The 12,258-nt window shown below is 62.6% G+C and carries 11 protein-coding genes; 7 read left to right on the plus strand and 4 right to left on the minus strand.

Annotated features, from left to right (window positions below; translation table 11 throughout):
• Positions 1-176 precede the first annotated feature (176 nt).
• The 3 genes from ACSQ2Z_RS09815 (at position 177) to dusA (ending at position 2,347) form a co-directional block, all read left to right on the plus strand.
• Positions 177-425: a hypothetical protein gene (locus ACSQ2Z_RS09815; protein ID WP_436081026.1), complete on the plus strand. Its 249-nt coding sequence runs from the start codon at positions 177-179 to the stop codon at positions 423-425.
• Between the two features lie 253 nt (positions 426-678).
• Entirely contained in the window at positions 679-921 is a 243-nt protein-coding gene (locus ACSQ2Z_RS09820; RefSeq protein ID WP_436081027.1) for a DUF982 domain-containing protein, read from the plus strand.
• A 328-nt stretch (positions 922-1,249) separates the two neighbouring features.
• Complete coding sequence (gene dusA / locus ACSQ2Z_RS09825; protein WP_436081028.1) at positions 1,250-2,347, plus strand: tRNA dihydrouridine(20/20a) synthase DusA; 1,098 nt, start codon at positions 1,250-1,252, stop codon at positions 2,345-2,347.
• Between the two features lie 115 nt (positions 2,348-2,462).
• On the opposite strand, the gene ACSQ2Z_RS09830 is transcribed toward dusA, so the two are convergent.
• Entirely contained in the window at positions 2,463-2,675 is a 213-nt protein-coding gene (locus tag ACSQ2Z_RS09830; RefSeq protein ID WP_018324555.1) for a cold-shock protein, read from the minus strand.
• A gap of 450 nt (positions 2,676-3,125) precedes the next feature.
• On the opposite strand from ACSQ2Z_RS09830, the gene ACSQ2Z_RS09835 reads away from it, so the two are divergent.
• Positions 3,126-3,740 (plus strand): J domain-containing protein, encoded by a 615-nt coding sequence (locus tag ACSQ2Z_RS09835; protein ID WP_436081029.1) that lies wholly within the window; start codon positions 3,126-3,128, stop codon positions 3,738-3,740.
• 239 nt (positions 3,741-3,979) lie between these two features.
• Here ACSQ2Z_RS09835 and ACSQ2Z_RS09840 read toward each other — a convergent pair whose 3' ends face one another.
• The gene (locus ACSQ2Z_RS09840; protein ID WP_436081030.1) at positions 3,980-4,405 is read right to left on the minus strand and encodes a hypothetical protein; all 426 of its coding nucleotides are present in this window, start codon (positions 4,403-4,405) and stop codon (positions 3,980-3,982) included.
• Between the two features lie 658 nt (positions 4,406-5,063).
• Between ACSQ2Z_RS09840 and ACSQ2Z_RS09845 the strand changes: the two genes are divergently transcribed.
• A complete protein-coding gene (locus tag ACSQ2Z_RS09845; RefSeq protein WP_436081031.1) occupies positions 5,064-5,708 on the plus strand; it encodes a uracil-DNA glycosylase in 645 nt (214 codons plus the stop codon).
• Between the two features lie 224 nt (positions 5,709-5,932).
• Here the strand turns inward: ACSQ2Z_RS09845 and uvrB are convergent, their stop codons facing one another.
• Entirely contained in the window at positions 5,933-9,193 is a 3,261-nt protein-coding gene (uvrB, locus tag ACSQ2Z_RS09850; protein ID WP_436081032.1) for an excinuclease ABC subunit UvrB, read from the minus strand.
• A gap of 182 nt (positions 9,194-9,375) precedes the next feature.
• Here uvrB and ACSQ2Z_RS09855 point away from each other — a divergent pair, with 182 nt between their 5' ends.
• Complete coding sequence (locus ACSQ2Z_RS09855) at positions 9,376-9,729, plus strand: DMT family protein (RefSeq protein ID WP_436081033.1); 354 nt, start codon at positions 9,376-9,378, stop codon at positions 9,727-9,729.
• A 104-nt stretch (positions 9,730-9,833) separates the two neighbouring features.
• On the opposite strand, the gene ACSQ2Z_RS09860 is transcribed toward ACSQ2Z_RS09855, so the two are convergent.
• Positions 9,834-10,214, minus strand: a complete 381-nt coding sequence (locus ACSQ2Z_RS09860) for an acyl-CoA thioesterase (RefSeq protein WP_436083042.1) — start codon at positions 10,212-10,214, stop codon at positions 9,834-9,836.
• Between the two features lie 216 nt (positions 10,215-10,430).
• Between ACSQ2Z_RS09860 and ACSQ2Z_RS09865 the strand changes: the two genes are divergently transcribed.
• Positions 10,431-12,248, plus strand: coding sequence for a methyl-accepting chemotaxis protein (locus ACSQ2Z_RS09865; protein WP_436081034.1), 1,818 nt, complete (start codon positions 10,431-10,433; stop codon positions 12,246-12,248).
• Positions 12,249-12,258: the final 10 nt, after the last annotated feature.

Consider the following 12,258-nt stretch of genomic DNA (forward strand, 5'->3'; position numbering starts at 1 on the left):
TCATTTTTCAGCAAAGGCTTTGATTTCGTGTCGTAACGATGCGTGATCTTCTATCGAAAGAGCTGTTCGGGCGTATTTGTCGAGCATACGCCCAAGGTTCGGGCATCCTCTCCGTCCTTTTGATGGAACTATATTACTTTTGACATGTTTCCTTGCTGAAGAAGAGGAGCATGAAGATGGCCAATATCAAAAATTTGCGAACCGGTTTCACAGGCGAACTGGGTGGGGCAAGCGGCGCAGTGGCAAAAGCAAAGCGGGCGGCAAGCCATGTCAAGGACGAAGCGTCGGCGGTCGCAAGGACCGCGCACGATCACCCGTCGGCAACAAGCACGGCGCTGCTCGTTTTCGGCGTCGCGGCTTTTCTTGCCGGCTATCTGATCGGCAGTGCCGCGAACCCGCCACCGCATCGCAGCCGTTATTGGTAAAATTGCTGCGCTGCATAATATTTGCCTTGATTTTGCTGCAATGCGGTAATAAAGTCATATTTATCGCAGCGATTCACTCCTCCCGGAAAGCTGCGATCGATCAGCGGTCACCTCCTCCCGACCGTGGGTCATTTTCAGAAGCCTGCCGCACCTCCTCCCGCGGCAGGCTTTTTTCGTTTTGCCGACTGCCCAGCGGGAACCAAATCGGTTATCCTCCAGTTATGATTTGGCAAGAAAATCGGAGGAGACGCTCATGCCATATGCTAAATGGTCCCGTCCCGTGGAAGTTGGGTTTGGACAAAAAGGCTCTCAGCTCGTCCAGGGACCGTTCGATGCCCTGATCTGCCTGATGGACACCTGGCCGGATTTGCGTGGTCCGCGCTACGTCGCCGCCAGGAGCCTGTGCCGTGCAGCACTCGACGGCCGCAAGTCGCCCGAGGAAGCAAGGGAAGTGTTCATTTCGGCCGCGAAAGAGGCAAAGCTTCAGACGCATTGATGCGTCCGGCATAGAATTGCGAAAACCGGCCGCGCATCAAGCCGCGGCATGCTGCCGTTGTTTTTGCGGCAGAGCCGGTTCGCACGATTGAAATCGATCATCGTTACATGCCGGCGATGGGCCAGGCGGTTTTCTCGCTCCTCTTGCCTTACGTGCCTGTGCACCTTGCCGTCTCGCGCCTTCACCCAAAGTTCCATCTCGCTTTCAAAACCGGCCCGCTGTATAAGGCCGCGATTAATGACGCCGTTTAGCCGGATGATACCTTCCCGCTTGTGCGCCCCAGCCTCATTATGCTGCCTGCGGAGCGTGCGGGGATGAAAGTGCTTTCATGAGTGACGAAACAACATTGGCGGCGGGCGCGAGCGGTTCGGCGTATTTCAGAGCACCGGTTTTCGCCGTTGCGCCGATGATCGACTGGACCGATCGTCACTACCGGTTCCTGGCCCGGCAGCTTTCGAAGCATGCGCTGCTCTATACCGAAATGATCGTCTGCGAGGCGATCCTGCGCGGCGACCGGGAGCGGCTGCTGGGGCTTGATGACACCGAGCAGCCGGTGGCGTTGCAACTCGGCGGCAACGATCCGGCCAAGATGGTGCAAGCGGCGCGGATCGGCGAAGACTTCGGCTATGCCGAGATCAACATGAATGTCGGCTGCCCGTCGGACCGCGTGCAGTCCGGCACGTTCGGGGCCTGCCTGATGCGCGAACCGGCGGTCGTCGCCGACTGCGTCGCAGCGATGAAGGCGGCGGTGTCGATCCCGGTGACGGTCAAATGCCGGATCGGCGTCGACGATCAGGAGCCGGAGGTGGCGTTGCGCGCTCTCGTTTTCGGCGTCACCGAGGCTGGTGCCGATGCCGTCTGGGTGCATGCGCGAAAAGCCTGGCTGCAGGGCCTGTCGCCGAAGGAGAACCGCGAGGTTCCGCCGCTGGACTATGGCCTGGTTCATCGTCTCAAGGCAGAAAATCCTCATCTTTTCATTGGTCTGAACGGCGGTCTTGGCAGTTTGAATCAGGCCCTCGACGAGCTTGAGCATGTGGACGGTGTCATGCTCGGCCGCGCCGCCTATCATGATAGCGCCATGCTGACGGCCGTGGACCAATATTTTTCGCATCCGCTGACGGGGGCGGCGCCGATCGACCTGAGCGGCGAGGCCTTCACCGCCGACGGGCACCGGCAGTCGCTGGCATTCTGGGCCGATGTCCGCGATGCGATGATGGGGCATGCGGCCCGGCACATCGCCTCGGGCGGGCGGCTGATCCACGTCACGCGCCACATGGTCGGCCTGTTCCAGGGCTGGCCGGGGGCGCGCCGCTTCCGGCAGATCCTGTCGGCCGATGCGACGCGGGCAGGGGCCGGGCCGGAGGTGATCGCTGCGGCGTTCGACGCGATTTTTGCCGCGGCCGAGGCGAAGCAGGCGGCGGAGTAGTGAGTAGCCAATAGCCAATATTCCACTGCCTATTCTCTATCGCCTATCACAACAAAAAAACGGCGCCCCGAAGGACGCCGTTCAATTCAGTCATCGCGAGGCGATCAGATCCGGCTTAGGCAGCCTGGATGTTGACGGCCTTCGGGCCCTTGCCCATGCGATCCGGCTCGGTGTCGAAGGTGACCTGCTGGCCGTCCTTCAGGGTCTGGAGACCAGCGGCCTGCAGCGCCGAGATGTGGACGAAAACGTCCTTGGCGCCGCCTTCCGGCGTGATGAAGCCAAAGCCCTTGTCCTGGTTGAAGAATTTTACGGTGCCCTTGGTGGCCATGGGAGAAGTCCTTATTCCCTTGATGATGTGCCTTCACCCCTGCCAGGGTGGAGACCTTTTTTCTTTCCGGTTTTGTCTTTATTCCGGAAAGCCAGTCGGAGAAGTCGATAACGGGGAAAGAACGCCTACAGTGCCTTTTCGGCACGCCCGGATTTCTCCGGGACCATACAGCCAGTCCAGTCTCCGGGATGCAAACGCCCGAACGTTGAAATAATTGGCAGCAATTCGTGAAAATAGCAAGCGATTAATGGCCAATATTTCAACCGCATGCTGTCTCTTTTCCGGGGCAATCTCCGCAGGTTGCGGCCTGGGACGCAATCGAACAGCCGGCCGGGGAAAACCGCCCGTTGCCGCCGTGTCTCCACAATTTCGTCCCGGCCATGGCGGAAGAAGGGGCGGCCCGCCCTCCGGTCCGCCTTGATGCGGGGGGCGCGAAGGGATAGGGCGGGAATGACGGATGCTGGAAGACGAGGTGGCCTGGTGATCGATCCTTATGAAACGCTTGGACTTGAGCGCGATGCCGACGAGCAGGCGATCAAGACGGCTTGGCGCAAGGCGGCGAAAACTGTTCATCCCGACCAGGGCGGCGACCGGGACGATTTCGGCCGGCTGCAGGCCTGCTACGAGCTGTTGAAGGACCCGGTGCGGCGCAAGGTCTATGACAATACCGGCTACGACCCGCAGCTTGCCGATCCGCGCGACCTGAAGGGCATCCTGATGCTGGAAACGCTGGTCAACGAGTTCATCCTCGACGAGCGCGAGCCCGGCAGCTTCGACCCGCTCGCCGCCATGCGCCGCAAGCTGTCGGACGACATCGTCAAGAGCCGCTTCCACATCCTTGAGCTCGAACGCCACCGCGCCCGAGTCCGCCAGCACATCGACCGGCTCGGCCGCCGGCCGGCCGCCGACGTGCTCGGCTCGATGCTGCGCACCCGTTCGCAATCGATCGCCGACGCCATCCGCAATGCCGAGGCGCAGATCGAGGCGATCGAGCAGGCCTATGTGATGCTCGAGGGCTATTCGTATGAACTGGAGCTGCTGCCGGAAGTGAAGGCGGCGGAGTAGGGCGGGCATTTTGGGTTCCGGCGCGTCGTCCTCTTCTCCGCGTCTTTTTGGTCCGCTGGCGCATCTCCATCCTCCGTCATTCCTGTGCCCGTCACAGGAATCCAGTGCGCCGTGTCCACGGCGCGTTAGACTCTGTGATTCATCCGGCGCGGGTCCTCTCACGGCGCGGACGCGCCGTGGCTGGATCCCCGCCACAAGGGCGAGGATGACGGAGGGTGGGGAGGCCGGCGCCATTTTCGCTAATACCAGCGGACGGGTGCTTGCGCCGCCGCCGTGAGTGAGATCGGCGCGTGGCCGCGGCGGCCGGTGGTTTCCTTGTACCAGCGGGGCAGGGCCGCATGCAGCCAGTGGCCACGCGGCTGGACGCGGCGGACGATCTCGCCGACGAGCATCAGGAAGGGATCGTCGATTGCGCGGATATAATGCTGGAGGAAGTGGAGGTGGCTCCGCTCGGCCCAATGGCAATGGTCCAGCAATCGCTTGTAGAATGTCTGCTCGCCGGGGGTGAGGTGATTGAGGCAGGCCGGACCTTGCGGTGCGCTGCCCTGGCAGCGTCCGCGCCGCCGGCAGGCGGGATCGGCGCAGCGGTCGCCCGGCAGGCCGAACATTTCGATGGTGCGTTGCGGCAACGCTGTTCGGCGTCGCTCGGTGAATGACGGGGGCATGGCGTCTCTCCGGCTGGTGACTGAGTGATCGGGTGGGCACGCCATCGCCTTCACGCGACCGGCCGGCCCGCGGTTTGCCGCATTGTCCTGTCCGCCGCCTGCTGGCTTCGGACGGGGCGCTCGCAAGAGCCTCGTTGGGTGGTGGGAAAGTGGCTCTCGCCAGCGCCCCGTTCGGCGGTTTTTGCCCGCGCACTTATTCCACTACGGCCTGTCGGCCCTCTGTGCATCGCACGCCCGCAGCAGCATCAGCCTGCGGAGGGGAATTTTCGCACGAACCCCGAACTTGAGGACTTCCGTCCTTTCCCCAAACCCGGCGCCGGTCCCGCCTCACTGCCACGGCTGGCAGGGTATCCGTTGGCGGGACGGGAGGAGTATGGCATGGGGAATGGGGGGCGGGGACGAGCGGGGATGTGGCGGAGGTGCCTTTATCGGCAAAGTGTGGGACTGGGATTTTGACTAAGGTGTTGATTTTGTGTTCGCTGCCACTCGGGGAGCGGTGGGGAAGGTGTCGCTCTCGCAGCAGATTCTCATCCCCGTTTGCCGAGCGGCGCGGAACTTCTTCCCTGTGGGAGAGGAAGCTGATTGAATAGATCTCACTTCATAGTCGTTGTGCACGCTATCTTTATTTGCGTTCCAATTGGGGGGCGGGGATAAGACCATGAGTTTGATCGAGAGATTTGTGCAAAGAATATCGACGTTGCGGATTGAGGACTGCTTCAATCCTTATGCCGACACGTGTCCAGTTTTCGACAAAAAACTAGCGCCCTCCATCCGGCGCCAGAATCCGTTGCAGATACTAACCTCTCTAAGTTCAGCGCAGATGATTGATGTCTGGGTAGGTCGGGACTTGGGTTATAAGGGGGGACGTAGGACGGGCCTAGCACTAACTGATGAGTATAGCTTGGATCTTTACGCGACGCATCTCAAGTTAAATTCTTTGGAACGCGCGACGAACGGGCCAGCGTCAAAAGAGCGGACCGCAGCAAATATCTTCCGAATACTTACGGAGGTCGATCTGCCTGTCTTAACTTGGAACGTGTTTCCTCTGCATCCACATGAATCGGGAAAGCCCTTTAGCAATCGCCAACATACACGGGCAGAGGCAGAAGTTGGGGTGACCTTTCTCAAAGAACTCTGCACAATCTTTTCCGTAAGGCGTGTCATCGCAATCGGCAACGATGCAGCGGCTTGGACGCGGTCCATTACTCCAGAGCAGTTCCACGTTCGTCACCCGAGCTATGGGGGGCAAACCGAATTTCAGGCGCATGACGGGTCCTTTGGCGGCGAGGTCAGCGAGGACTAACCGATAGGCGGCGGTCTGGCCATGGTGCATTTTTGGGGATGTGGGTGGTGAGTGCGGAGCGTGCGGCGGGCTTACCCCCCACCCTAGCCCTCTCCCCGCACGCGGGGAGAGGGGATGACGGAGGGCGCCGCTGGTTCCTTCTCCCCGGTTCGACGGGGAGAAGGTGCCCGCCATTCTTCTCAGACAAGGAAGGGCGGATGAGGGGCATTCTGGCGGCGAGGGTGTCAGTGGCCCGGCCGTCCCGTTTTTCCCTTGGTCTTCTTCTGGCGCTTCACATCGCCCGGATCCTCATAGGAGCCGACGCCGGGCTTGGCGCGGAGGAGGGGTTTGGGGTCGTCGGACCCCCTCACCAAGTTCGCCGTGCCAATCGGCTTTGCCTCTTGGGGCGAACTATCCTCTCCCCGCTGGGGAGAGGAGGAGCCCGGCAACAGCGGTTTTTCCGGCAGCTTGCCCTTGGTGTTGAGCGGTTTTTCGGTGCGGCCTACGGTCATTTCGTCGAGGGTGTTCTTGCGGAACAGAGACTGCCCCTCATCCGCCCTTTGGGCACCTTCTCCCCGTGAACGGGGAGAAGGGATGGACACGTCGTGGCCCATGTCGTCGAGGTCGGGTTTGGTGAAGAGGCTGCGGCCGGGTTGATCTCCACCCTTGTGGGGGAGATGGCCCGAAGGGTCAGAGGGGGGTATCGCAGCGGATTCCGAGTTTGAGGTGGGGGCACCCCCCTCTGTCCTGTCGGATATCTCCCCCACAAGGGGGGAGATCGACTCGCGGCTGGCTTTGCCGCCCTTCTTGCTGCTTCCGCCTTCCATCGCCCGCGCCCCATTGTTTTGTGTCCCTGTCCGGCCTTCGGCCGTCCGCGCCTCTTGCCGGGCCATCGGGTCGTCCATGACGGCGAGTTCGGCGGCCTTGAGGCGTTTGATTTCGTCGCGCAGGCGGGCGGCGGTTTCGAAGTCGAGGTCGGCGGCGGCGTTGCGCATCTGTTTTTCCAGCGCTTCGAGATGGGCGGCGAGGTTGTTGCCGACCAGCTGGGTGATGCCGCCCTTGACGCCCTTGATGCCGATATCGGCGCGGACATGGTCCTTCTCGTAGACGCTGTCGAGGATGTCGGAGATCTTCGCCTTGACGGATTCCGGGGTGATGCCGTTGGCCTCGTTGTAGGCCATCTGCTTTTCGCGGCGGCGAGAGGTTTCTTCCATGGCGCGGCTCATCGAGCCGGTGACCGTGTCGGCATAGAGGATGACCTTGCCGTCGACATTGCGGGCGGCGCGGCCGATCGTCTGGACCAGCGAGGTTTCGGAGCGCAAAAAGCCTTCCTTGTCGGCATCGAGGATGGCGACGAAGCCGCATTCGGGGATGTCGAGGCCCTCGCGCAACAGGTTGATGCCGACCAGCACGTCGAAAGCACCCAAGCGTAAGTCGCGGATGATCTCGATGCGCTCCAGCGTGTCGATGTCGGAATGCATGTAGCGGACGCGGATGCCCTGCTCGTGCAGGTATTCGGTGAGGTCCTCGGCCATGCGCTTGGTAAGCACGGTCACGAGGGTGCGGTAGCCGGCCTGCGCGGCCTCGCGGATCTCGCCGAGCACGTCGTCGACCTGGGTCTTGGCCGGGCGGACTTCCACCGGCGGATCGATCAGGCCGGTGGGGCGGATGACCTGTTCGGCAAAGACGCCGCCGGCCTGTTCCAGCTCCCACGCCGCCGGCGTTGCCGAGACGGCGATGGTTTCGGGGCGCATGGCGTCCCATTCCTCGAAGCGCAAGGGCCGGTTGTCCATGCAGGACGGCAGGCGGAAACCGTATTCGGCGAGCGTCGCCTTGCGGCGGAAGTCGCCGCGGTACATGCCGCCGATCTGGCTGACCGAGACGTGGCTTTCGTCGATGAACAGCAGGGCATTGTCGGGGATGTATTCGAACAAGGTCGGCGGCGGCTCGCCGGGCTGGCGGCCGGTCAGGTAGCGCGAATAGTTCTCGATGCCGGCGCAGGAGCCGGTCGCCTCGAGCATCTCGATGTCGTAGCGGGTGCGCTGCTCCAGCCGCTGGGCTTCGAGCAGGCGGCCGCCCTTTTCCAATTCGGCGAGGCGCAGCTTCAGCTCCTCCTTGATCGACTTGATCGCCTGGTTGAGCGTCGGGCGCGGCGTGACGTAGTGGGAATTGGCGTAGATCTTGACCGATTTCAGGTCGTCGGTCTTCTGGCCGGTCAGCGGATCGAACTCGGTGATGGCATCGATCTCGTCGCCGAACATCGAGATGCGCCAGGCGGCATCCTCAAGGTGGGCGGGAAAGATTTCGATCGTGTCGCCACGGACCCGGAAGGAGCCGCGCTGAAAATCCATGTCGCGGCGCTTGTATTGCTGGGCGACGAGGTCGGCCAGCAGCTGGCGTTGATCCAGCGTGTCGCCGACGGTCATCTGGAAGGTCATGGCGGTGTAAGTCTCGACCGAGCCGATACCGTAGATGCAGGAGACCGAGGCGACGATAATGACGTCGTCGCGCTCGATCAGCGAGCGGGTGGCCGAGTGGCGCATGCGGTCGATCTGCTCGTTGATCGAGGATTCCTTCTCGATGAAGGTATCGGAGCGCGGCACATAGGCTTCCGGCTGGTAATAGTCGTAGTAGGAGACGAAATATTCCACCGCGTTGTCGGGGAAGAAGTTCTTGAACTCGGAATAGAGCTGGGCGGCCAAGGTCTTGTTCGGCGCCAGGATGACGGCGGGGCGCTGGGTCGCCTCGATCACCTTGGCCATGGTGAAGGTTTTTCCCGAGCCGGTGACGCCGAGCAGGACCTGGGTGCGGTCGTGGTTCTCCAGGCCCTCGACGAGGTCCTTGATGGCGGTCGGCTGGTCGCCGGCGGGCTCGTAGTCGGATTTCATGACGATCCGGATGCCGCCCTCGGACTTCTCCGGCCGGGCCGGCCGGTGCGGCGTCCACAGCTTGCCGTCCTTGAACAGCGGATTGCCGCTCTCGATCAGGGCCGAGAGGGCTTCGACGGTGGCGGTGACGCCATTTTCTGCGCTCACGGGCTGGTCGCCCTCCGCGCCATTTTTCCTTTGCGCGCCTGCGGCGTCGCGGGAGGCCGCCGGACGGCCGGCGGCGGACGCTTGCCCGCTGCGCTTCGCTCCGGAGGTTCCCTGCCGGCCAAGGCCCAGCCGTTCGGCTTCCTCCAGCGAGATGTCGAGGCCGGCGACCGGATTGAGGCCGGCGGCGGCGCGGGTCTTCGGATCGGTGGTGCCGCCCATCGAGGTACCGCGGGCGGAGCGGCTGGCGCCGACGCCATCGCTGTTCTTCGCCTTCTGTGCGGCGATCTCGACCTTCTTGCGGTGCTTGCCGGCCTTCGAGGCGACGTCGTGACGGGTCTCGATTGTCTCGGCCTCGGCCATGCGCTGCAACTCTTCGGCCCAGTCGGCGACGTTCGACGACAACGGTGCGCCTGTCAGCGGGGCCTGAGGGGCTTCCTCGAAGCCGGCGGATTTTTTCGGTGCTTTCGACATGCCGGGAATATGGCGAGAGTCCGCCGGAAAGGGAAGGGGGAGATGAGTACAAAAAGGCAACGGATATACCGCTGCTGCCAGTTTCTGACACGGGGCTGCGACGCATTCCCGGCGGGGGCTTGCCGGTCGCGGCGCAGTCCGGCTAGAAGCGGATTGCTGTCAAACCCTCCCAGGATTCCTCCATGCCCTTTGCGATCAACCCGGCCGCCGTCTGGCCGATCCTGCTGCTGCTGCTGTCGAACGTGTTCATGACCTTCGCGTGGTACGGCCATCTGAAACACGCCTCGTCGCCGCTCTATATGGCGATCGTCGCCAGCTGGGGCATCGCCTTCTTCGAATATTGCCTGGCGGTTCCGGCCAACCGGATCGGCAACGCGGTCTATTCGGCGGCACAGCTGAAGACGATGCAGGAGGTGATCACGCTCGCCGTCTTTACCGCCTTCTCCGTCTTCTGGCTGAAGGAAACCCTGACCTGGAACCACGCGATCGGCTTTTGCCTGATCGCGGGCGGCGCAGCCTTTGTGTTCAAGGCGTAGCGTCGCAGGGCCCGCGCGCGACTTCGCCTGCCATGCCGACTTCGACGCTTCCGGGCCCGGGGTTTACGGCGTGGCCGCAATTTTTCCTCGGGACGCCATGTTTCTCAGGCTTCCGGCGGTACCGGTTTCGGCCGGCCGGTTTCGTCCAGCGCCACCATGACGAACAGCGCATCGGTGACCTTGTCCATGCGGTCCGAGAGATAACGCTGCGCCCAGGCTTCCACCTTCAGCGTCATCGAGGTCCGGCCGACCTTGATGACATCGGTATAGATGCAGAGCGTATCGCCGATCTTGACCGGCATTTCGAAGGCCATTTCCTTGACGGCGGCGGTGACGACGCGGCCGCGCGCCCGCTCGGCGGCGCGGATACCGCAGGAAAGGTCCATCTGCGCCATCACCCAGCCGCCGAAAATATCGCCGGCGGCATTGGCATCCGCCGGCATCGCCAGGGTGCGCAGGGTGAGGTCGCCGTTCGGTTTCGTCATCATCGAGCTTCTCCGTTTTGTTCGATGTAACCCAAGGCGGCGCGATCGGCAAAGACCCCGTGAGGAAATATGGGTTGGGCCAGCATCACGGATGCATGGGATCAGGCGCTAACAAAGCGTAAATTTAACCTGTCAATTTTGGCGTTCGATTGTTAGGGAGTTTGAAAATACGTGCCTGTACCTTGTGGCCTCTAAATCCGAGGGGGGCCTTGCTCTATGAAGAATTTTCGTATTTCCGTGCGGCTGTATGCGCTGGTGGGACTGGCACTTGTGACCATGGCCGCCGTCATGATGCTTGGCCTGTTTCAGGAGCAGGACAAGCTGGTCGCGCAGCGCAAGGCGATGCTCGCGGCGATGAACGAGAATGCCGTCACGGTCTTCGAGGCCTATTACAAGCAGGAACAGGCCGGCACGCTCAGTCAGGCGGACGCGCAGGCGCGCGCCATCGAGGCGGTCAGTGCGATGCGCTATCAGGGCAACGGCTATTTCTGGATCAACGACATGCAGCCGAAAATGGTGATGCATCCGATCAAGCCTGCATTGAACGGTACGGACCTTACCGAAAACAAGGATCCGAACGGCAAGCATCTGTTCATCGAGTTCGTCAACACCGTTAAAGCCGAGGGCAAGGGCTTCGTCGACTACTACTGGCCGAAGCCGGGTGCAGAAGAACCAGTGCTGAAATATTCGCATGTTGCCGGATTCAAGCCCTGGGGCTGGGTCGTCGGTACCGGCGTCTACGCCGACGACCTTGCTGCAATGTTCCGTGAAGGCCTGATCCAGGTTGCGGTGATCTGCGGCGTCGCAGCCCTCATCATCCTGCTTGCCGCCTTTTCGATCGTTCGCAGCGTCGTTCGCCCGGTCGAACGCCTGAAGTCCTCGATGCGGGCGATCGCGGACGAGGATGTTTCGGGCGCGGTGCCGGAAACCGACCGCAAGGACGAGATCGGCCAGATGGCGAGTGTGCTGGTCGTTCTGCGCGACTCGGTCAAAGAGCGCATCGAGCTTCGCGAGCGCGAGGCCGGACAGCAGAGCCAGCTCGATGAAGAACGCCGCAGCAACGAGCACCGCCTGCAGTCCGGCGCGCAGGCGCAGGCCGATGCCATGGCGACGATCGGAGCAGCGCTGGAAAAGCTGGCGAGTGGCGACCTGACGGCCGAAATCGGCCGCATCGCGCCGGAATATTCCAAGCTGCGCGAGGATTTCAACACGGCGGTGACGGCGCTGCGCGGTGTCATCCAGTCGATCGCGCAATCGACCGAAGTGGTCCATGGCAGCGCCGGCGACATTTCGCAAGCCGCCAACAACCTGTCGCGCCGCACCGAGCAGCAGGCCGCAGCCCTTGAAGAGACCGCGGCGGCGCTGGACGAGATCACCTCGACGGTGAAGAGCGCATCCGAGCGGGCGGCCGAAGCGCGCGAGATGGTCAACGAGACGAAGGGCAGCGCCGCCAAATCCGGCGACATCGTCCGCAATGCGGTTGCCGCGATGAGCCGCATCGAGGGCTCCTCCAGCCGTATCAGCCAGATCATCGGCGTCATCGACGAGATCGCCTTCCAGACCAACCTGCTTGCGCTTAACGCCGGCGTCGAAGCGGCGCGGGCAGGCGAAGCCGGCCGCGGCTTTGCGGTCGTCGCCCAGGAAGTGCGCGAACTGGCGCAGCGTTCGGCGGGTGCTGCCAAGGAGATCAAGGAACTGATCCGCAATTCGGCAACGGAAGTCGAAACCGGCGTGACGCTGGTGTGCTCGACCGGAGACGCGCTGATGGAGATCGAGGCGCTGGTCAACCGGGTAAACGACCACGTGGCCTCGATCGCCACGGCTGCGCGTGAGCAGGCAACCGGTCTTGCCGAGGTCAATACGGCCGTCAACAGCATGGACCAGATGACCCAGCAGAATGCGGCGATGGTCGAGGAGACGACGGCGGCGAGCCAGACGCTGGCGCAGGAGAGCCGCGAGCTGAAGAGCCTGCTGCAGACCTTCCGCCTGTCATCCAGCAGCAGCAGCCAGACCGCCTACGGGCGCGCTGCCTGATCCATACAAA

This window comes from Pararhizobium sp. LjRoot235 (assembly GCF_964254145.1).
In the GTDB taxonomy this organism is placed as follows: Bacteria; Pseudomonadota; Alphaproteobacteria; order Rhizobiales; family Rhizobiaceae; genus Pararhizobium.

What these genes read in the sequence shown, in the direction of transcription:
- ACSQ2Z_RS09815 (WP_436081026.1), top strand. Translation starts at nt 177, where the DNA reads ATGGCCAATATCAAAAATTTGCGAACCGGTTTCACAGGCGAACTGGGT.
- ACSQ2Z_RS09840 (WP_436081030.1), bottom strand. Translation starts at nt 4,405, where the DNA reads ATGCCCCCGTCATTCACCGAGCGACGCCGAACAGCGTTGCCGCAACGC.
- ACSQ2Z_RS09845 (WP_436081031.1), top strand. Translation starts at nt 5,064, where the DNA reads ATGAGTTTGATCGAGAGATTTGTGCAAAGAATATCGACGTTGCGGATT.
- ACSQ2Z_RS09860 (WP_436083042.1), bottom strand. Translation starts at nt 10,214, where the DNA reads ATGACGAAACCGAACGGCGACCTCACCCTGCGCACCCTGGCGATGCCG.
- ACSQ2Z_RS09820 (WP_436081027.1), top strand. Translation starts at nt 679, where the DNA reads ATGCCATATGCTAAATGGTCCCGTCCCGTGGAAGTTGGGTTTGGACAA.
- uvrB (WP_436081032.1), bottom strand. Translation starts at nt 9,193, where the DNA reads ATGTCGAAAGCACCGAAAAAATCCGCCGGCTTCGAGGAAGCCCCTCAG.
- ACSQ2Z_RS09855 (WP_436081033.1), top strand. Translation starts at nt 9,376, where the DNA reads ATGCCCTTTGCGATCAACCCGGCCGCCGTCTGGCCGATCCTGCTGCTG.
- ACSQ2Z_RS09835 (WP_436081029.1), top strand. Translation starts at nt 3,126, where the DNA reads ATGACGGATGCTGGAAGACGAGGTGGCCTGGTGATCGATCCTTATGAA.
- dusA (WP_436081028.1), top strand. Translation starts at nt 1,250, where the DNA reads ATGAGTGACGAAACAACATTGGCGGCGGGCGCGAGCGGTTCGGCGTAT.
- ACSQ2Z_RS09865 (WP_436081034.1), top strand. Translation starts at nt 10,431, where the DNA reads ATGAAGAATTTTCGTATTTCCGTGCGGCTGTATGCGCTGGTGGGACTG.
- ACSQ2Z_RS09830 (WP_018324555.1), bottom strand. Translation starts at nt 2,675, where the DNA reads ATGGCCACCAAGGGCACCGTAAAATTCTTCAACCAGGACAAGGGCTTT.